The organism is Acinetobacter sp. YH12254, from assembly GCF_013417415.1.
In the GTDB taxonomy this organism is placed as follows: Bacteria; Pseudomonadota; Gammaproteobacteria; order Pseudomonadales; family Moraxellaceae; genus Acinetobacter; species Acinetobacter pseudolwoffii.
Map to the genome: position 1 here is coordinate 47,617 of NZ_VPEB01000017.1, position 19,315 is coordinate 66,931.

Below are 19,315 nucleotides of genomic sequence, written 5' to 3' on the forward strand. Positions count from 1 at the left end.
AAGAGTTAAGTCTTGGCTTTTTTAGGGCCTAAACCGGAATTATTGCGGACGTGCTACATCACCGCTCAAAGCTTCAGGAAGTTCCAGAACCTCTAGACCCAACTCGGCCAATGCTTCAGGTTTGGCTACGACCAAGGCTTTATAGCCATCCTTCAGACTGATGCTATTCACGACTTCAACATTGTTGTTGAGCTGAGTGCCGACTACAGGTGCTTCACCCGTCGCTTGAATCAGATGCAGCCAATGTTTTGGCTTGGCTTTAAACCATAAGCGTGCAATGACTTCCTGACCTAAATAACAACCTTTGTCATAGTGAATGCTTTCACGTTGATGTAAGCGCAATTCCTGTGGTTGAAACAGGGTCGCAGTGGCCGCCTGAATCCAGGCCTGACCTGATTCAATGGCTTGCTGCTCCCAGGTCGCCACATCGGTTTCAGTTGCAACAAAGTCAGTATGAATATCATTGATCACAGGATAAACCGCACCGACCAGTTCCAGTTTCATTTTTGAAAAGGCACCAAATTTTTTAATATGATTCGCCAGTTCAGTGGCCTGATCGTCAGTACTTACAATTTCAAAGCTTTCCGGACTGAGCTTTTTAAGCCATAAGCCAAATTGAATACGGCCTTTCAAGCTACAGATCGCGGTATAACGTGTCTGGTTTTTAGCCAATGTTTCAGTATTCAAAGTCACCTGACCTTGAAGGAATTTTTGTGCATCAACACCATTCAGACTAAACAATGTAAAAGCAGGAGACGTTGCCATGATAAGCCCCAGTTTGAATACTATAAATCAATGCAGTTATTGTGCAGCAAGCATCAAATAGAGGCAAACAAAAAAGCCGACAATCTAAATCATCGGCTTTTATGGAATGATAATATTTAGTGGTGATGGCTAGCCGGCAATGGCGAATCACAAGGGAATTTACCGCCACAAATCCGAACATATTCCATCATGCCCTGATCTTCATGATCGAGAATATGACAATGCTGTACAAAATCACCTTCAAATTTCTTGTAATGGCTGCGGACAATTACCTGATACCCCTGTTTAACAAAGATTGTATCTTTAAACTGTCCTTTTAAGCCGCGGTATTGAATATCTTCCAGATTAGGATTTGGATCTACTGCCAGCGGAATATCGCTGACATCCTTACCCGTTGGATCCAGCACTTTTACAATCTGGAAGGGGTTCACATGGATATGATAAGGATGATTCAGGTTATTACTGCTAAGAATCCATTCATCAATTTGCCCAAATTCCAGTTTCCGTACATATGCACCTTCTACTGCATCCGCGCCGGTAAAGAGGTCACCAAAACTATAGATTCCCTCAATATCACTGTAACGGTAGCCAAATTTACCATTTGGACCAAAGCTGGCATCGAAGGTTGAGCGTTGTGGTGGACGGTTCTTTAAGCGATTTTCAATTTCAGTGGTCATCAGCGATGGGTGGTCGATAAAGGCAGAAAGTTTTAACTGTGAGAGCTGGGTCTGAATTTCTTTGTTTAAGCCAATTTTCTGTGCCTGAGCTTGTAAAAACTGGGCTGGCGTTTGCGCTTTTAATTTACTCGTTTTGACATTCACCCATCCCAGTAGTTGGGCATTTAACGTATTACCCGGAGCGAGTTGAGGGGTAATTTGTCCGGATGTAGGGATGGCATTGATTTCATCATCAATGTTCAAGTTGGTGTCAAAAATACAGTATCTATTCGTGCTTGGGAAGGCGACCATTGCATCGTGACGGTAACCGGGTTGAAATATCGAGATTCTACGTGTCTGCACATGATCCATGGTTAAACCATCCTGAGCAATGGTATAGACCGGCAAGCTGGTGAGCTGATCAAAATCTGCTTTTTTGTCTTCTTCCTGAAATTCAGAACAAGCTTTAATGGTTTGTTCAGCGGTAAATTTTTGTGATTTTGGCAGTTCCTTAATAATAAGACCAAGGGTGTCGCGAACACCACCATGAATCATACGCCAGCGCTTAAACTGGTTTTGCTCAACTTGAATCTCGCCATGTACTTTGCCATTAATCGAGGTGTAATAATGATTTGCTCCCCATGAATTAAAGGCATTCAGGCCTTGATAATCTTCCAGCATACCGACTTCACCAGCATCACAATTATTGAGATTGGTCGTGCCTGCCGGGTGAGTGCATCGATACTGAATTTGCTGAAACAGGAGGATATTTTCATTAGAATAGCTGTTCTTGCCTTTATCTTTCCACAGAATATCCATGTCTCCCGTCGATGTGATTTTGCCATTCCTGACTTGAGGAATACGGCTGCCTTCTACGATTAATGGGCCAGCCATGCCGCTAGAGACCTGAATAGCCGTTGAACCATGTAGATGAGCGTGATACCAGTAAGTACCCGCAGGATGATTTGGTTCCATTTTGAATTGATAGTCAAATTTTTCCTGTGGTTTGAACTTCAGGAAAACATTGTCGCTATTGCCTTGCGGGCTGACCCAGAGGCCATGAGTGTGCAGATTGGTGGTATTAAAACAATGCGGGTCATTCGCATCGAGAATATGTTCTGGGCAGGTTGCTGTGGACTCCGTGGGCAGTTGGTTATTCAAATGCACAGAAAAGGTTTCTCCCTGTTTGACCCGAATCTGTGGCCCAACCAGCCGGTCTTCGACATATTCACCTGCTTTTTTCTTATTAAATAAACTGGGCTTGGTCACATAGCCACGGAGCACCAGTTGATCCCATGTTCCTTTTCTGGGGTTATACAACTTATCCGTTTTATACGCGATGATCAGTTCGTATTTGCCTTTGGCATTTTTCTGTAGCAATGGCGGATTACTGATCAGAGAATCCGGTGCAGTTGGAGCAGGTGGTGGCTGAGTCGGGTTGTTTGGGTTACTTGGATTTGACGGATTATTTGGATTTGAAGGGTTATAGGGGTTAGGAGGATTTTTAGCTCCATTCCAGTTTGATGCCAGTACGGCTATGACCGCTGCTATGACACCGATAATCGCAAGCTGTAACATCGTAATCACCTTTATCTACTTTTGTGATGAGTATTGTTGTTGTGAAGTAATTACTGTTTAGATTTACTTAATTGAGAGAAAAACTGTTATCACCAAATTAGGGGGAGGCAGATAAACGGTATGTCTAAAGTATTTTTTCTTTGGTGTTGAATGTGCTAATTTTTATGTAAATCTTTAATTATTCGATAATATTTATACATATTAAAATAGTTGTAAAATTTGTAAGAAAGTCTTACGAAAATTATGGAATTGAATCAGGACACAGCTTTTAAATGGTTCTATCGCTGAAATACGATGATTTTCGGAATTATTGTATAAGGATGTTTTGAAGATATGCTTAATATCCAGTTTTTATCAACAAGCCGCTTGCATATAAAGACCTAAATGTAAGAGAAGAGACTTATTTGGCTTTTAATAGTTGGCTTTTAATCGGTTATAGGGTCTATTCGCTGCTTAAAATACAGCTCATAAAAGTTGCATGAATATGAAATAAAGCCTGTTTATTGCGCCTATATGTTGATTATTTTTTATGCTGTTGTGAGTGTCTCATACTAAAGAATGAGATGAATTTTCTACGATTTTTCAAAAAAATAGAAGTTTAGAGCCAAAATTCTAAAGGCCAGATAACAAATTTATTGAAATAGACCGATTTCTATAATTAAACTATTGAAAATTATAAGATTTGGGAAATGGACTTTCGGCAGCGTACAATGCCTTAATTAAAAAACAAGTCATCAATAAATTTTGATGTGCAAAAAAGAGTAATAAACGAGGGCAGGCAAGCTATGAACAACAACTACCGTAAACCGCTGCAATCCACCCAGCTGGAATATTATGACGTGCGTCAGGCCGTAGAAGATATTCAGCCAGGCGCATATGCCAAACTTCCTTATACCTCCAAAGTGCTTGCTGAGCAGCTGGTTCGTCGTTGTGATCCTGCCATTTTAGAACAGTCTTTGCGCCAGCTGATTGAGCGTAAACAGGAACATGATTTTCCATGGTATCCGGCACGTGTGGTCTGTCACGACATCTTGGGACAAACAGCTTTGGTCGATCTTGCCGGCTTACGTGATGCAATTGCAGAACAGGGCGGTGACCCGGCTAAAGTCAATCCAGTGGTACCGACCCAGCTGATTGTCGATCACTCGCTCGCAGTGGAATTTGGCGGTTTTGATCCGGATGCTTTTGAGAAAAACCGTGCCATTGAAGACCGTCGTAATGAAGACCGTTTCCATTTTATTGAATGGACCAAAACTGCCTTTGAAAATGTCGATGTGATTCCGGCCGGTAATGGCATCATGCACCAGATCAACCTGGAGAAAATGTCTCCGGTGATTCAAAACCGTGATGGCCTGGCATTCCCGGACACCTGTGTCGGTACAGATTCACATACCCCACATACTGATGCGCTTGGCGTGATCTCGATTGGTGTTGGCGGCTTGGAAGCGGAAAATGTGATGCTGGGCCGTGCGTCTTGGATGCGTCTGCCGGATATTATTGGGGTGGAATTCGTTGGTCAGCGTCAGCCGGGCATTACCGCAACCGATATTGTGTTGGCACTGACAGAATTCCTGCGTAAAGAACGTGTGGTCGGGGCATACTTAGAATTTTTCGGTGAAGGTGCAGACAGCATGTCAGTGGGTGATCGTGCCACGATTTCCAACATGACTCCGGAATACGGTGCAACCGCTGCGATGTTCTATATCGATCAGAACACCATTGATTATCTGACTTTGACTGGTCGTGAAGCAGAGCAAGTCAAACTGGTGGAAACCTATGCCAAAGAGATTGGTCTGTGGGCATCGGATATGACTCAGGCAGAATATCCACGTGTATTGCGTTTTGATCTTTCAACAGTAACCCGTAACATTGCTGGCCCATCCAATCCACATGCTCGTGTCTCGACATCTGACTTAAAAGAAAAAGGCATTGCAGGTAATCTAGAAGCTGCACGTGCGCAAGAGGCTGAAGGTTTAATGCCAGATGGCGCGGTGATTATCGCGGCGATTACCTCATGTACCAATACCTCAAACCCGCGAAATACCGTGGCGGCAGGTTTGCTGGCACGTAAAGCCAATGAACTCGGTTTAGTCCGTAAGCCTTGGGTGAAATCTTCTTTTGCACCGGGTTCTAAAGCGGCTGCTTTGTATTTGGAAGAAGCTGGCGTTTTAAAAGATTTAGAAAAACTGGGCTTTGGTATCGTGGCTTATGCATGTACTACCTGTAACGGCATGTCGGGCGCACTAGATCCAAAAATTCAGCAAGAAATTATTGACCGTGACCTGTATGCCACAGCGGTATTGTCGGGCAACCGTAATTTCGATGGCCGTATCCATCCTTATGCGAAGCAGGCTTTTCTGGCATCTCCACCACTGGTGGTGGCGTATGCGATTGCCGGTACGATTCGTTTTGATATCGAAACGGATTCACTTGGTAATGACAAAGATGGCAACCCGATTTATCTAAAAGACATCTGGCCATCGGATGAAGAAATTGATGCACTGGTGAAAGAAGCAGTGAAGCCGGAACAGTTCCGTCAAATCTATATTCCGATGTTTGACTTGGGTGTGAATGAAAAGGCAGCAAGCCCGCTATATGACTGGCGTCCGCAAAGTACCTATATCCGCCGTCCGCCGTATTGGGAAGGTGCTCTCGCTGCACCACGTACCTTAGCCAATATGCGTCCACTGGCGATCTTGGGTGATAACATCACCACCGATCATTTGTCACCATCCAATGCGATTGTGCTCGACAGTGCTTCAGGCGAATACCTGAAAAAAATGGGCGTGCCTGAGGAAGACTTTAACTCTTATGCAACGCATCGTGGTGATCACCTGACCACGCAACGTGCAACTTTTGCCAACCCGAAACTGTTTAATGAAATGGTGGTGCGTTCTGATGGCAGCATCAAGCAGGGTTCGAAAGCACGTGTTGAGCCTGAAGGTGAAGTGATGCGGATGTGGGAAGCGATTGAAACTTACATGAACCGTAAACAGCCGTTGATCATTATTGCCGGTAAGGATTATGGTCAGGGTTCGAGTCGTGACTGGGCAGCGAAAGGTGTACGTCTGGCTGGTGTGGAAGCGATTGTAGCGGAAGGTTTTGAGCGTATTCACCGTACCAATTTGGTCGGGATGGGCGTGTTGCCGCTTGAGTTTAAGCCGGGTACAGATCGTAAGACTTTAGGTCTTGATGGTACAGAGTTGTATAGCGTGATTGGTAATATCGCGCCACGTTCGACTTTGACTTTGGTGATTGAGCGTTCAACCGATGATGGTAAGAACCAGATTATTGAAGTGCCTGTGACTTGCCGTCTGGATACTGAAGAAGAAGTGCATGTGTATGAAGCGGGTGGGGTGTTGCAACGCTTTGCACAGGACTTTTTAGAAGGGAATGTGGCTTGATGATTTCAATTGGTCTTATTTGATTTTAATATATAAAAAACCTACATTTATGTAGGTTTTTTATTTGTGAAATTTTATGTACGTTCAACCAGAAATACAGAATAGATTAGATATCTTGTTTAAAGATTTTACCTATGCAGATCCAATATCTGAAAATTTGATTGATGATAAATCTTATATTTCTATTTCTCGTGAGGACTTTCCTGTTGAAGCTATTTTACTGTTTACCTTACATAAAATATGTAAATTCAGTTCTATTTATAGATGGGATAAGATGCATTGGGGAATAGTTTTTAAATATAAAGGTATTGTGAATATGATAAGTTCACATAAATTTGGTTTGAGAATTTATAGTCAAAAAGTAGATGGAAGTACAAATCATAAAGAGGTCATAAATAAACTAAAGAAGAATATTAAGTTTATCGAGACAAAAATATTAGCTCAATATGCTGAAGAACAAATTAATTCAAGCAATTTTACGATTCAAAATAACTTTCATAAGTTAGATAATCAGTACATGTACTTTCGTTATGAAGCTCAAAAATTGTTCGCTAAAGAAATTACCAGGAAAGATAAAGATTTTAAGAAAGTACTTTCAAATTATCTTAGGAAAAAAGATTTGGAAAGAGAAGCTGTATATAACGCACTTTCAATGATTGATTCATATTTTAGTAGATTAGAGCATGTATTGGTTTTAATACTTCCATTTGCAAAAAAAAGATTCAAAATATGAAATTAAAAAAATCATTGGTCAATTTTGGTCTGAAAAATATATTGAAGTGTTAGGATGCAAAGGTTTATCCAAAAAGATTTATGACAATCTAATTCAAATAAAAGAAAAATATCGTAACACTTTTGCTCATGGTGGATTTGAAAAAAAGAGTCAATCATTTCATTTCCATTTAGAGGGATATGGAGCAGTTCCTGCAACAATGTCTGATTATAAAAATAGCGTCCACTTTACCTCAACTCCTTTAAATGAAGATAAGTTTATTGAAATTGTAAAGATTTTTGACGAGCTTGATAGGTATATCGAAGAAAACTTGGTAGCAGGGTGGAAGTTTTGTCAAAGCGGATTGGATTTGATAATGGATAGATCTTCGTTGAAGAATATGCTTGAAGTTTCTCAAGATCCAGATAATTTCGAGCATTGGCTACAAAATGAGAATGAGAGGTTATGTAATTATATCAATGCTGATTATTAGAACTAACTTAGTGACTAATAGCTAGTCTTCTAGTCTTCGCCCAAACGACACTATCATTTACAAAAATGGACAATAGACATTCATCACCAGAGGGTTATACTAGACGGACCATTTCTAAAACCATGGAGAACAAAGATGGTTACTGCTGGCGAAAAACCCGGAACAGGCTTCTATTTTTGTGTTCAATGCGGACACCGCACCTACTTAGAAATTGGTACTGATCGTTTACCACCGTGTACCAAATGCCAAGGCAATCAATTTAACAATAAGAATGCCTAAGCAAACAACTCAAACAGTTACCCTCTGTTTTGAATGAAAGCCCTATTACTCGATAGGGCTTTTTGCTATCTAAACATCCCTATTTATAGCTTGAAATTGATTGAAAGTTGATCAATGAAACCCCATGTAAAAGCCTAAATTCACAGTGTTTAGGGCAGCTCAATTGCAACATTATCTTGATCTTAATCACGACTCAGGTGTTGCCAATTACGAGATTGGTAACGAATTTATTCGCGTGCAATTTAAGAAAACCTCGAAAGTTTATACTTATAGTTATAGTAGTGCCGGTGATCAGCATGTCGAAAACATGAAACAGCTCGCCCGATATGGCGATGGCCTGAATGCCTATATCAACCAACATACCCGTCAGCTTTTTGTACGCTAAAACTGGTCTGCTTCTTGCTTCAATCAAAGTCCTAATCGGCAAATATTTAATAACAGCTAAATATCTGCCTTGAAATAGTGCATGTGCACATATTGGAAAGAGGTCAAACGCATATGGAAATCAGAGAGTACGCACCAGAATCAGGAAAATTAAGCAAAAAAGCCCACTTTTATTCCGCATGGCCATTAATTCTGATCCTGTTTGGGGGCGCAATTGGCTTGCTCTACGGCGTGATGGCATATTTACTGAATCTGAAAATCTATAGCTCTGAACTGACGAGACTCAATAAAGTTCTGGCCAATCTGCTGTGCGGGATGACCGCAATCAGTATCTGGTGGTTTAGCGCACAATGGATTCAGGCTGCTTTGTTTCAATAAATAGTCATCATGTCTTGAAGATAAATTGCAATAAAGGCCATTTTTATAGAATAAAAAAGCGTAAAAAATGAAGAATAGAATTTATTTCCCTAAATTTGGTTTAATAATGAAATAAATTTTCAAAAAATCTAAAAATTAAAAAAACATAGGAAATTAATCCCGTTCATTTTTGCCTAATATAGCTTTCAAGGGTGTGATGGGATCGGAAAGAGTAGCATGCTGTGAGCGGCGCAAAACGCGAGTGCAGTACGAACCCAAAAGGTCTCGATCCGGCTTAGGACGCTATAGACCACAAGTTTATAGGCTATAAGATCAAGTCTTATAAAGATTGATAGTTGAAGTAAACCATTAGACGTTTTCCCAACACCCTAAAAAATTCTCCAGCAGTGCAAATATGATAAATCATTAAAATAACAATAAATCAAAAGCTTAAACCAAGATTCAATTCAAGCATGATACAAATCAGTTCTCATTTTCCCAGATCAAATCTGTTATTTTTAAAGCATCAGCTGCGCCCAGTGGGGAATTATGATGAATCTCGATATCTGGTGCCGTTTTTTACTGTTTTGCACACTCATTAATTATGTCATTCTCATGATCTGGTTCATGGTCTTTATTTTTGCTCGAAACTGGATGAAGCAGGTGCATGGAAAATGGTTTCGGCTGTCAGATGCCAGTTTTGATGTGATTCATTATTCAGGAATGGCTGTGTATAAAATTGGCATTCTGCTGTTTAACCTGACGCCGTTAATTGCAATCTATCTGATAAATCAAGGTTAAGTACGATGTTGTGATTGAATCTTCGAGTGATAAAAATAAGATTGAATTAGTATCATTTTATCGCTACTTGATAGCGTGGCAGGATCAATAAGAACGAAAAAAGATTTCAAAGGAGTTGAAGGATGAATCAATTCAAACCGGCCCTGATTTTAGGCGCCTTGATCGGCTTGGGAATGATTATTGCAGGATGGATTCTGGGCAATAGCGCGCTGAAAATTAAACAGTATGAACGTATAGTTTCGGTCAAAGGCTTGTCGGAACGCGAAGTCAAAGCCGATGTGGCGGTATGGCCAATCCGCTTTAATGCCGGCAGTCAGGATTTGGCCGAATTGTACGATACCATGCAAAACAATACCCAGGAAATTCAGACCTTTCTAAAAAATGAAGGTTTTAGTGCCGAAGAGATCACCAGTGCTTCACCGAGTATTACCGATAAATACGCCCAGCAATACGGCGGTGATGCCAATGTCGCACTGCGCTATACTGCCAGTCAGACCATTACCGTCTATACCCACAACATCGATGCAGTACGCAAGGCACAAAGCCGTCTGATGGCTTTGGGTCGAAAAGGCATTGCCTTTGCTGGAGATGATTCCGGACAAAGAACCGAATATTTATTTACTAAGTTGAATGACATTAAGCCGGCGATGATTGAACAAGCCACCGAAAATGCCCGCAGTGTGGCAGAAAAATTTGCCGCAGATTCAAAAAGCAGTCTGGGGAAAATCAAGTCCGCCAATCAGGGCATGTTTAGTATCGAAGATCGCGACAGCAATACCCCCTATTTGAAAAAAGTCCGTGTAGTTTCGACGGTGGATTATTATCTGGCAGATTAATTTATCTGGCTATGCGCGGTGATTGACAGGTTAAATACAGCTTGTTATTTTGCGCGCATTGTTCCAGATGCTGTATTCCTAAAATGCCCATCAACCCCGACTTTGTCTATTGCCCACCGCAAGAACCGTTGCATATTGTTTATGAAGATGATGATCTGGTGGTGATTGAAAAGCCGGCCGGATTATTGTCGGTTCCCGGGCGTTTAGCTGAACATCATGACAGTGCTTATTTGCGGGTTCTGGACCAGTATCCGCAGGCTAAAATCACCCATCGTCTGGATATGGCCACTTCAGGTATTTTGATGTTTGCCAAACACCGTGATGCAGAAGTGGCGGTGAGTAAAATGTTTCAGGCACGTACCGTGCATAAAAATTATGTCGCACTGGTACAAGGCAAACTTGAAGGTCAGGGCAGCGTCGAAGTGCCTTTGATGACCGACTGGGAAAACCGTCCGCGTCAGATGGTGCATTATGAACTGGGCAAAACTGCCAAAACCTTATATCAGGCAATAGAATATTTGCCCCAGCAAGACATTAGTCGGGTTTTACTCACGCCCATCACAGGCCGTTCTCATCAGTTGCGAGTACATATGCTGTATCTGGGTCATCCCATTACTGGCGATAAAATCTATCATCCAGAACCACAGCGCAGTCCTTTAAATCGTATGGCTTTGCATGCCAATTATCTGGCTTTTAGCCAGCCGCTGAGTGGTGTTCCGGTTGAGATTGAAGTCGTAGTTCCGTTTTGATGTGGATTATAAAAACGATGGTATCCGGTCAAATTAGTTCTATTTTTACAGTCATTCAAAATGGTATTTGCCATTTAAAATCGGCTACCTGAATTAAAAATTGTGAGAATTTATTTCAGTCAATGCTCTGAAAATTAATGGTTTTTCATGTTTTTTATTTGAAATCTAATACTTATGCATTGCCCAATCTTCTGTCGATGTAGAACATACCGGTGAATGCTGGCTGCATATCTTGATGATGAGTTTAGGAATTTTTATTGTCTTTATCTGCTTTTATAAGTTTGATATCTTTATTTCTATTGGTTTTTTTAATTTTACTGTCATTAATTTTAAACTTTTAAATTATATCCTTTGATATAAAAAACACCGTTAGCTGTTTCAGGATCGTTTTGATTTAAGCTGCAAATCAATTCATGATGTATGACTTGCACATAAAAAATTATAGAAAAATAAAATGAATGAGCGACTTAGTGGCGATTAATGGCTTTGATTATCTGGTCAAAGTGATGCAAAATTAACCAGTACTTTATAATAAATTTTTAATTTGATGTTTTAGGGCAATGCCCGGGGTTAAAGGACAGAACAATGCTCAGTATGGCTTTTTTCGTTCTCGCGAGTATTTTATTATGTGCCTTGCTCTGGAGCTTGAAGATCCAGGCTTCATTACGCAGCAATATCCAGTTTTTACAGGAAAATCTGGATCATTCACGCAGCAGACTGGCAGATTATGACGCTCAAGTCGATGAACTGAATTATGACGTGACCCAACTGCGGGTACAGCATGGCAGTTTAACGACTGCGCTGAATAAATATAAAAAATATCAGGATATCTGTGATATCGAACAATATATTATCAACCGGACTTTGCAGGCCGAAAATTTTGTTGAAGTGACCAAACTGGATGCTTCGATCATGATTGATGATCTCAAGGCTTATATTGAAAGCGTGAAAGACTATCTCGCCCAGTTTCAAGCGAAAGCCTTAGTCGAAGTTGAACAGCAGGCCAGAAAAAGTTTAGCGGGTTATTATCAACAGGCCAAGCAACAGCAGCACTTAGAGGACGTAGTGAATGCCCTGGAACATAAAATCCAGGCCAAGCATTACGGTTTATGTCTGCCAGTACCGCAACTTTTACAACAGCTGATCGCAGGATATAGTGAAACGGATGCGGCTCGGCATCTGCTCGATGTACGTGAAAAAATTCAGCAGGCCATAGCAACACAGCAGATCGCCAGTTGTAATTATATCGATGACAGCCGCCGTAGAAGTATCATTGAAATCTTTAGTTTGGCCTTTAATAGCAAGGCAGATTTATATCTTGCTCAATTAAACAGAGAAAATTTGGGACAGATGTTGCAAGCCTTAAGGGATGATTATGTCCTGCTGAATTATACCGGACAGCAACTGAGTCAGGCCACGATTCAGTCATCCTATCTGGATTTACGTTTAGAGGAATTAAAGTTTGCTGCGCTGGTTGTGCACATGAAGCAAGAAGGCCGGCATCCAGAGACCGTATAGTTTTGATAGGCATCAAGCGCACTAAGTCTTGATGGTAGCTGATAACGAATAGGGTTTTAGCGAAAGATCGATATTCCCGGACGTGATAGGCTGTAAATATTTAAGAAATACCCATTTGACAGATAATTTTTATATTTATAAAAATCATATGTTTATTTATGGTTAAAAGATAATATTTTTTGTCCGGATCTCGATAATTGTCTAAAAATCAGCTAATCTTAGATGCAGAATAAAACAGCATCATAATAAGGATACTTCTATGTCACGTGATTACAATCAATTCCCTGACGATGAAAATGGCAATGTACTGTGGCAAATGCATCAGGATGGCGACGACCTGCAAGAAGCACATGAAATCGAATTTTCGCTGGTGTTTAGTGATGAAGAGCAGGCAGATCGTTGTGCCTTGTATCTCTTAAAGGAAGAACAAAAAATCAGCCTGTTTCAGGATGAAGAAAGCGCGACCCTGGAATGGATTATCACGATTTATGTCTATATGGAACCAACCTACGAGGATATTGTGGATCTGGAACAGTGGTTCAGCAAAATCGCTGCAGAATTTCAGGGTGAATATGATGGTTGGGGCTGCATGGCCTATGTCTATGATGATGAGCTGGATGAAGAAGAAAGCAGTCTGCGTAATAGCTGATTGTGCCTGTATTTAAATAAAAAAACCCCGGTGCTGCCGGGTTTTTTTATCCTTTATATTTAGTTATATCGGAATGTCAGGGCTTTAATACAGATACATAGTCATTATATATACCAAATTGAGGATTGCGTAAAATCAGTTCTATGGACGCTCAGCTTGGTCTGGTCAGTCTATACAAGAGAAGGGCAATATCCCTCAATAAAAATATATAATAACAATAAGGGACAAGACAAAATGAGTTACACTCTAAAAATGCATCGAGTGTTTAGTGCACCTCCGGAGCGGGTGTATCGTGCTTTTGTTCATCCGGATGCACTGGCAAAATGGTTGGCACCACATGGTTTTATTGCCAAGGTAGAACATGCGGAAGTCAAACCCGGCGGCAGCTATAAAACCACCTTTACCAATTTTTCCACCGGTACCCAGCACCATTTTCATGGGATTTATCATGAGGTGATTCCCAATCAGTTACTGCGTTATACCGATCAGTTTTCGACGCCAGATCTGCAAGGTGAAATAGAAGTCACTGTGATCTTTGAAAAGGTAGTCGGTACAGGCCTGCATATTATTCAGGTCGGCTATCCCGATTTAGTGCCGCCTGCGGTATGTCACTTAAGTTGGCAGGAATCATTCCAGCTACTTTCCTTGCTGGTGAATCCGCATATCCCGGATAATTAATGCTTGATGATTATGAGCTGGCCTTCAACGAAACTCCTGTTCAAAAGCGCATCTCTGCAAAGATGCTATACTGTGATCTTATTTGTTTCATTTATTTAATTTTTCTCTTTTTCGAGGTTCTTATGGGTCTGCCAAACTGTCCAAAATGCCAATCTGAATATACCTATGCAGATGGCGATCTACTGATCTGCCCTGAATGTGCACATGAGTGGAAAGAAGGCGAAATTACTGAAGAACAAGTGATCATTAAGGATGCTCATGGCAATGTGCTGGCGGACGGCGATAGCGTGACGGTGATTAAAGACCTGAAAATCAAAGGTTCATCTTCAGTGGTGAAAGTGGGTACCAAAGTCAAAAGTATCCGCCTATTGCCGGATGCTGCTGATGGTCATGATATCGATTGTAAAATCGAGGGAATGGGCCCGATGAAGCTAAAATCTGAATATGTAAAGAAAGCTTAAATCTGGCATCAGACTAGAATTTTAACTGGACATGAGACGGTGGATAAATCGTCTCATTGCTAAAATTCAGCGTTTATTTTTTATGTAGTCCCAATCCTCACGTTTTTGATCCGAGATCACTCGTATGCCACATCTGCATCTGGAATATTCTGACAATCTTCAACATCTGCTCCAGACTCAGCCGCTCTTGCTGGCCATGCATCAGGCATTGTTCAATGCAGGCTATGTCACCGATCCCGATGATTTAAAAAGTCGTGCGATTATGCAGCAGGATTATGTCATTGGACTGAGTCCACGGACAGATCAGGCCTATGCACATGCCAAAGTCTCACTATTGAGTGGACGTAGTGTCGAAGTGCGTCAGGCGATTTCTGCATTGGTGCTTGAGGTGATGCAGCAATCTATTGCTCCACAGCCCGAATTAAAAATTCAGCTCTGTGTCGAAATTATTGAAATGCCAAAGCAGACCTATCGTAAAGCCATTATCTGAATGATGGTTTTTATCTGTTGATATGACATGGATCAAATGCCTTAAAACTTTATCAATGCCATACGAAATTTATAAACAGATCGACTTGGTTTGTAATGGTCAGCTATCTTATTCAGATCTAAAATTATTTCTATTTTTAAATGACGCTTTATGTCATTTACAGGCATGCAATAAAAGTTCTAAAGTAACTTTTAATCGCTGCTGATTTTTGAATCATCCAATCTAGAAACGGCATATTCATCCTGATTGAAATAAAAATAATTTAAAAAAATAATCTTCAGGTGAGCTGAACCGAATCAGGCAGTGGGGAGAGCAAAGCGAGAATAACGCTTTAGCATAGGCAAAATAATAAGAACAAAAGATCAGAAATCCGGTGAGTTGATTGAATCCCGATTTCAGGTCTGACTTGTCCGGTTGAGGAAAATTTGATGCAGGTTTTTGGGGATAAACAATTGGCTCAGGAAGTCATGGCATTTCTTCAGGAATGGGATAATGCCGTAGCCAGACTTGAAATTCAGGATATTGTTCAGTTATGCCGGCCAGATATCCGTCTGGTCGATGTCAGTACTGAAATAAAAGGCATAGATGCCTATCAGGCGCTCTGGCTGCAATATCGGCCTTTTATACCTGAAGGAATCCGGATAGAGCGTCAAGAGGTCAATATTCATGTGAGCACTGATTTAGCCTTGGTCGATGGCTATGTTCGGGTGAATTATGCGGTAATTGAGCCAATTTTTCAGTTGGGTTGGTGCCGGGTCAGTATGTGTCTCAGCAAGCAGCAGGGACGATGGCAATTGTTGCATCAACATACCTCAGTACCGGTACAGCTAGAAACCCGTAAGATGCGCAGGATCAAAAGCGTCAGTTAAGTCATAAGCTTAAAAAATTAAGTGCAATATCTTGGTAAATGATTACAGGCATGCTTTATCAGGACACCATTCAGCAAAAACTGAATATACTCAAAGACTATCGTCAGGGAGCCGGGATGTGGGACGGTGCAATTCAGACCTTTGACAGGCTAGAAAATTCGATCGATACCCCGAAGCAGGAAGCGAGGAATCCAAATGTGCAGAATGTCAAAGTGGTCGACCTGAAACCTTCGAGTGAAGAAGCCGCACTGGACTGGCTAAATACAATTCTGAATCCACTGGCCATGATCGGGATTGTGTTTTTGTTCATGGTGCTGATTTTGCTGAATGGTAAAGAGATGCAGTCAGCCACCTCGGCAAGCATTTTAAATAAGGACTAAATGATGAAACAACAATGGAAATACAGCATCAAAACCATGAGTGTCGCATTTGGTCTGGCCAGTATCAGCTCATTAAGTCTTGCTGCCATTCAGGGGCTGCATTTTTCACATAAAGATTGGGAAATGGCCTGCGACAATACCGGCACCTGCCGCGCTTCAGGTTACCAGTCGGATCAGGAGATTGATCGACCAGTTTCGGTTTTATTAACACGCGCAGCAGGAACGACCAGTGCGGTACAAGCAAAAGTCCAAATTTTACCCCTGCAAGCTGCAGCATCGACAGCTCAGCTTCAGCTGCAAATTGCCAGCACGCCTTATGGCATGATTGGTTTGAATCGGGAGGGGATAGGGCAACTCAGTACCGATCAAACGCGAGCCTTGCTGAAAGCTGTACAGGGAGCAGGTCCGGTTGTCTTTAAGAATGCTCAATCACGATGGAACTTATCGACTGCCGGAGCCAGCGCGGTTTTACTGAAGATGGATGAATTTCAGCGTCGACTTTCTACATCCTCAGCCTTGATCAGGCCGGGAAAAAAGTCCGATCAGACGGTCCTCAAAGCCGCAGCGATACCGAAAATTGTGATACCCAAATATCAGTCAGGCAAAGTCACTCAAGCGAAACTGAATACGGCAGCCAGTCAGCAGATGATTCGAAAACTGAAAGCCACCACCAACGAGGATCAATGTGATTTGCTGTTTAGCCAGCGTTTTCTAGATGATGACGTCATGACGATTTATCCCATTAATGCCCAAAATCAGTTGGTTCAGATTCCATGCTGGCGCGGGGCTTATAATATGGGTAGTGGCTTCTGGCTAATGGACCAAAACAAGCAACTGAAACAGCTGGTGACGACTTCGGGAGAAACCTTTAGCCAAGGCCAGATATTTTCCGGGCATAAAGTACGTGGTTTGGGCGATTGTCTGAGTCAGGACGAATGGGCCTGGAATGGCAAGAAATTTGTCAAAAGCTTCAGTAGTCTGACCGTACAATGCAAAGGCTTTGCCGGCGGTGCCTGGAATTTGCCGACCTATGTAAGCAAAGTCATTCCCCTTAAATAGTCATATCCTGCATAAAAATAAACGCTATAAAAAAGCCTGAATCATTCAGGCTTTTGAATTTAAAAAAATATCATCTTAAAAGCGTTTTGGAATTCTCTGACCATTCGGAACAGGGATGTCGGCAATTTTTAATACCCCAAACAACCAGGTTTCTGCATGCTGTACCGCCGTTTTGAGTTGATCACCCATGGCCAGACGCCCGGCGATAAAGCTGGCCAGTGAACAACCCGAACCATGATATTCACCCTCCAGACGTGGACAGCGGGTCTCATTAATCAACTTGCCCGCGATATACAGACTGTTCTGAATATAATCCGGCGTATCTTCATGACCGCCTTTAACCAGAACTGCTTGTGCACCCATATCAAATAGTTTTTGAGTGGCCAGCTGTAGGTCTTCTTCACCTGTTAAAGCACGCAGTTCAACCGTATTCGGAGTTAGAAGGGTAGCCAATGGAATTAGTTGGGTAAATGCTTTGACCAGTGTCGCCTGATTGCCCAATGAACCGCCACTATTTGCCACCAGAACCGGATCGAGTACATACAGATAGTCCGGATGTGCAGTCAAAAACTCCGCCAGTGCTGCGATATTCTCTGTGGTGCCTAACATGCCAGATTTAATACAGCGAATTGGCAGGTCATTCACCACGGCATTGGCCTGAGCCAGCAGCAGCTCTTTAGATGTCGCTTCAAAACCAAAAACCTGCTGTGAATTTTGAATGGTGAGGGCTGTGCAGGCAATTGCTGCATGTGCACCACTTTGACCAATGGCTTCAATATCTGCCTGAAGACCGGCTCCACCTGAAGGGTCTAAACCGGAAAAGCAAAGTACGGTAGGGCGCAAAATGATGTCCTTCATTCACTAAAATTACATTAGTATAGGCAAATTTGAATGAACTCTCGATATTAATTTATATCGGTGCTGATGAGAGGGGATGGGCTGTGATTAAGAATATTTTAATTGATCTGGATGGGACATTAACTGATCCTAAAGTGGGGATCACCACGTCTGCGCGTTACGGTCTGGAAAAGGTGGGTCATCCGATTAGCGATGAGATCAATATCGACTGGATTATCGGTCCTCCCTTAAAAGCCTCGCTGGCCAAACTTTTAAATATCGAGACCGATCATATTCTGGCTGAGCAGGCGTTGATGGCTTATCGCGAACGTTTTGCAGTGAAAGGCCTATATGAAAATCACGTTTTCGAGGGTGTGGCAGAAACGTTGGCAGAACTGAAACGCCGTGGTTATCGTTTGTTTGTCGCTACGGCAAAACCGACGGTTTATGCCAAACAGATTTTAGAGCATTTTGATCTGGCTCAGTATTTTACTGAAATTTATGGCAGCGAACTCAATGGTGACAGAACCAATAAAGGTGAGCTGATTCAGTATATTTTAGAACAGCAACATTTAAAGGCCGAAGGCTGCATCATGGTCGGTGACCGTGAATACGATATTTTGGGTGCACGCCGCAATGGAATCAAATCTATTGCAGTTACATATGGCTATGGCAGTGCAAATGAATTACAACGTGCACAACCTGAATATAAAATAGAAAACTTTGATGACTTGTTAGATTATTTAAAATAAATATTTATTTTTGTGGTTAAATTTATTTTAAACCCCTTAAAAATTATTTTTTGAGGGGTTTTTTAATTGAATTTGTTAATAACTAGATCGCTTTCATAAACCAGAAAACGACTACTTTTTTGATTGATATTTGTACTCTAATTTTCTTGGCATTCATGCATTATCTGCGGATGAAGTACCTCGACTCCAAGAAGCTTTCGGAACCAAAGTGTAAATGCTAGCGAGATTTCATCGAGTGGTTAAGCAGCAAGGAACGCATTCTAACTCGATGTAGACTACTCAGATAAAGTCATTTTTTGTCTGACTATTGGCGCGAATACCAAACTTTATTTCACGTTGCTACGAATGATAGGATTTTAGAGCCCAGAGCCTCAGGAATTGTACGTTATGCTGAAGACTGTCTGATTCAGTCCTGTCTTTTTCATTTACCGAAGAATTTGCCCGAGGGTGCAGACATAAACTGATCTAATATATAAATCTGCTCTGTACACGACAAAAATAGATAACTCATTGAAATAATGTCACAATAATTGTTTTCTAACGACGAATACTATGACACATCTCAATGAGTTATATCTTATCTTAAACAAATCTCTAAAATGGAACAA

Annotated in this window: 21 protein-coding genes; 18 read left to right on the forward strand and 3 right to left on the reverse strand. The window is 41.5% G+C overall.

Annotated elements, in window-relative coordinates; genetic code table 11:
- Nucleotides 1-39: 39 nt before the first annotated feature.
- Nucleotides 40-765 (reverse strand): folate-binding protein YgfZ, encoded by a 726-nt coding sequence (locus FTV29_RS12545; protein WP_100329167.1) that lies wholly within the window; start codon nucleotides 763-765, stop codon nucleotides 40-42.
- A 116-nt stretch (nucleotides 766-881) separates the two neighbouring features.
- Nucleotides 882-2,999: a multicopper oxidase family protein gene (locus FTV29_RS12550; protein WP_180075566.1), complete on the reverse strand. Its 2,118-nt coding sequence runs from the start codon at nucleotides 2,997-2,999 to the stop codon at nucleotides 882-884.
- A gap of 785 nt (nucleotides 3,000-3,784) precedes the next feature.
- On the opposite strand from FTV29_RS12550, the gene acnD reads away from it, so the two are divergent.
- The 17 genes from acnD to FTV29_RS12635 all read left to right on the forward strand — a co-directional run bounded on the left by acnD (nucleotide 3,785) and on the right by FTV29_RS12635 (nucleotide 17,118).
- Nucleotides 3,785-6,403 carry a Fe/S-dependent 2-methylisocitrate dehydratase AcnD gene (acnD, locus tag FTV29_RS12555; protein WP_005097979.1) on the forward strand — a complete coding sequence of 873 codons (2,619 nt, stop codon included), beginning with the start codon at nucleotides 3,785-3,787 and terminating at the stop codon, nucleotides 6,401-6,403.
- A 76-nt stretch (nucleotides 6,404-6,479) separates the two neighbouring features.
- Nucleotides 6,480-7,136, forward strand: coding sequence for a hypothetical protein (locus FTV29_RS12560; RefSeq protein ID WP_180075567.1), 657 nt, complete (start codon nucleotides 6,480-6,482; stop codon nucleotides 7,134-7,136).
- Nucleotides 7,111-7,608 (forward strand): hypothetical protein, encoded by a 498-nt coding sequence (locus FTV29_RS12565; protein ID WP_180075568.1) that lies wholly within the window; start codon nucleotides 7,111-7,113, stop codon nucleotides 7,606-7,608. The genes FTV29_RS12560 and FTV29_RS12565 overlap by 26 nt, the downstream gene beginning before the upstream one ends.
- Nucleotides 7,609-7,743: 135 nt before the next feature.
- Nucleotides 7,744-7,887 (forward strand): zinc ribbon-containing protein, encoded by a 144-nt coding sequence (locus tag FTV29_RS12570; RefSeq protein ID WP_004645925.1) that lies wholly within the window; start codon nucleotides 7,744-7,746, stop codon nucleotides 7,885-7,887.
- A 163-nt stretch (nucleotides 7,888-8,050) separates the two neighbouring features.
- Nucleotides 8,051-8,272 carry a hypothetical protein gene (locus tag FTV29_RS12575; protein WP_180075569.1) on the forward strand — a complete coding sequence of 74 codons (222 nt, stop codon included), beginning with the start codon at nucleotides 8,051-8,053 and terminating at the stop codon, nucleotides 8,270-8,272.
- A 113-nt stretch (nucleotides 8,273-8,385) separates the two neighbouring features.
- Nucleotides 8,386-8,649 (forward strand): hypothetical protein, encoded by a 264-nt coding sequence (locus FTV29_RS12580; protein ID WP_180075570.1) that lies wholly within the window; start codon nucleotides 8,386-8,388, stop codon nucleotides 8,647-8,649.
- A gap of 531 nt (nucleotides 8,650-9,180) precedes the next feature.
- On the forward strand, nucleotides 9,181-9,429 hold the full coding sequence (locus FTV29_RS12585) for a DUF6868 family protein (RefSeq protein WP_044111121.1): 249 nt from the start codon (nucleotides 9,181-9,183) through the stop codon (nucleotides 9,427-9,429).
- A gap of 122 nt (nucleotides 9,430-9,551) precedes the next feature.
- Nucleotides 9,552-10,265, forward strand: coding sequence for an SIMPL domain-containing protein (locus tag FTV29_RS12590; protein WP_180075571.1), 714 nt, complete (start codon nucleotides 9,552-9,554; stop codon nucleotides 10,263-10,265).
- 83 nt (nucleotides 10,266-10,348) lie between these two features.
- Nucleotides 10,349-11,014: a pseudouridine synthase gene (locus tag FTV29_RS12595; protein WP_005169561.1), complete on the forward strand. Its 666-nt coding sequence runs from the start codon at nucleotides 10,349-10,351 to the stop codon at nucleotides 11,012-11,014.
- 585 nt (nucleotides 11,015-11,599) lie between these two features.
- Nucleotides 11,600-12,532, forward strand: a complete 933-nt coding sequence (locus FTV29_RS12600; RefSeq protein ID WP_180075572.1) for a DUF4041 domain-containing protein — start codon at nucleotides 11,600-11,602, stop codon at nucleotides 12,530-12,532.
- Between the two features lie 259 nt (nucleotides 12,533-12,791).
- Nucleotides 12,792-13,181 carry a ribonuclease E inhibitor RraB gene (locus tag FTV29_RS12605; protein WP_005097967.1) on the forward strand — a complete coding sequence of 130 codons (390 nt, stop codon included), beginning with the start codon at nucleotides 12,792-12,794 and terminating at the stop codon, nucleotides 13,179-13,181.
- Nucleotides 13,182-13,415: 234 nt separating this feature from the next.
- Nucleotides 13,416-13,859: an SRPBCC domain-containing protein gene (locus tag FTV29_RS12610; protein ID WP_180075573.1), complete on the forward strand. Its 444-nt coding sequence runs from the start codon at nucleotides 13,416-13,418 to the stop codon at nucleotides 13,857-13,859.
- 122 nt (nucleotides 13,860-13,981) lie between these two features.
- Nucleotides 13,982-14,320, forward strand: coding sequence for a zinc ribbon domain-containing protein YjdM (locus FTV29_RS12615; RefSeq protein WP_005097964.1), 339 nt, complete (start codon nucleotides 13,982-13,984; stop codon nucleotides 14,318-14,320).
- A 124-nt stretch (nucleotides 14,321-14,444) separates the two neighbouring features.
- Complete coding sequence (locus FTV29_RS12620; RefSeq protein ID WP_180075574.1) at nucleotides 14,445-14,810, forward strand: 5-carboxymethyl-2-hydroxymuconate Delta-isomerase; 366 nt, start codon at nucleotides 14,445-14,447, stop codon at nucleotides 14,808-14,810.
- Between the two features lie 428 nt (nucleotides 14,811-15,238).
- Nucleotides 15,239-15,679: a nuclear transport factor 2 family protein gene (locus tag FTV29_RS12625; protein WP_180075575.1), complete on the forward strand. Its 441-nt coding sequence runs from the start codon at nucleotides 15,239-15,241 to the stop codon at nucleotides 15,677-15,679.
- Between the two features lie 50 nt (nucleotides 15,680-15,729).
- On the forward strand, nucleotides 15,730-16,059 hold the full coding sequence (locus FTV29_RS12630) for a hypothetical protein (RefSeq protein WP_257224518.1): 330 nt from the start codon (nucleotides 15,730-15,732) through the stop codon (nucleotides 16,057-16,059).
- Between the two features lie 3 nt (nucleotides 16,060-16,062).
- Entirely contained in the window at nucleotides 16,063-17,118 is a 1,056-nt protein-coding gene (locus FTV29_RS12635) for a DUF1176 domain-containing protein (protein ID WP_180075576.1), read from the forward strand.
- A 75-nt stretch (nucleotides 17,119-17,193) separates the two neighbouring features.
- Here FTV29_RS12635 and FTV29_RS12640 read toward each other — a convergent pair whose 3' ends face one another.
- Nucleotides 17,194-17,961 carry a hydroxymethylpyrimidine/phosphomethylpyrimidine kinase gene (locus tag FTV29_RS12640; RefSeq protein ID WP_100355901.1) on the reverse strand — a complete coding sequence of 256 codons (768 nt, stop codon included), beginning with the start codon at nucleotides 17,959-17,961 and terminating at the stop codon, nucleotides 17,194-17,196.
- Nucleotides 17,962-18,059: 98 nt separating this feature from the next.
- On the opposite strand from FTV29_RS12640, the gene FTV29_RS12645 reads away from it, so the two are divergent.
- Complete coding sequence (locus tag FTV29_RS12645) at nucleotides 18,060-18,707, forward strand: HAD family hydrolase (protein ID WP_005169586.1); 648 nt, start codon at nucleotides 18,060-18,062, stop codon at nucleotides 18,705-18,707.
- Nucleotides 18,708-19,315: the final 608 nt, after the last annotated feature.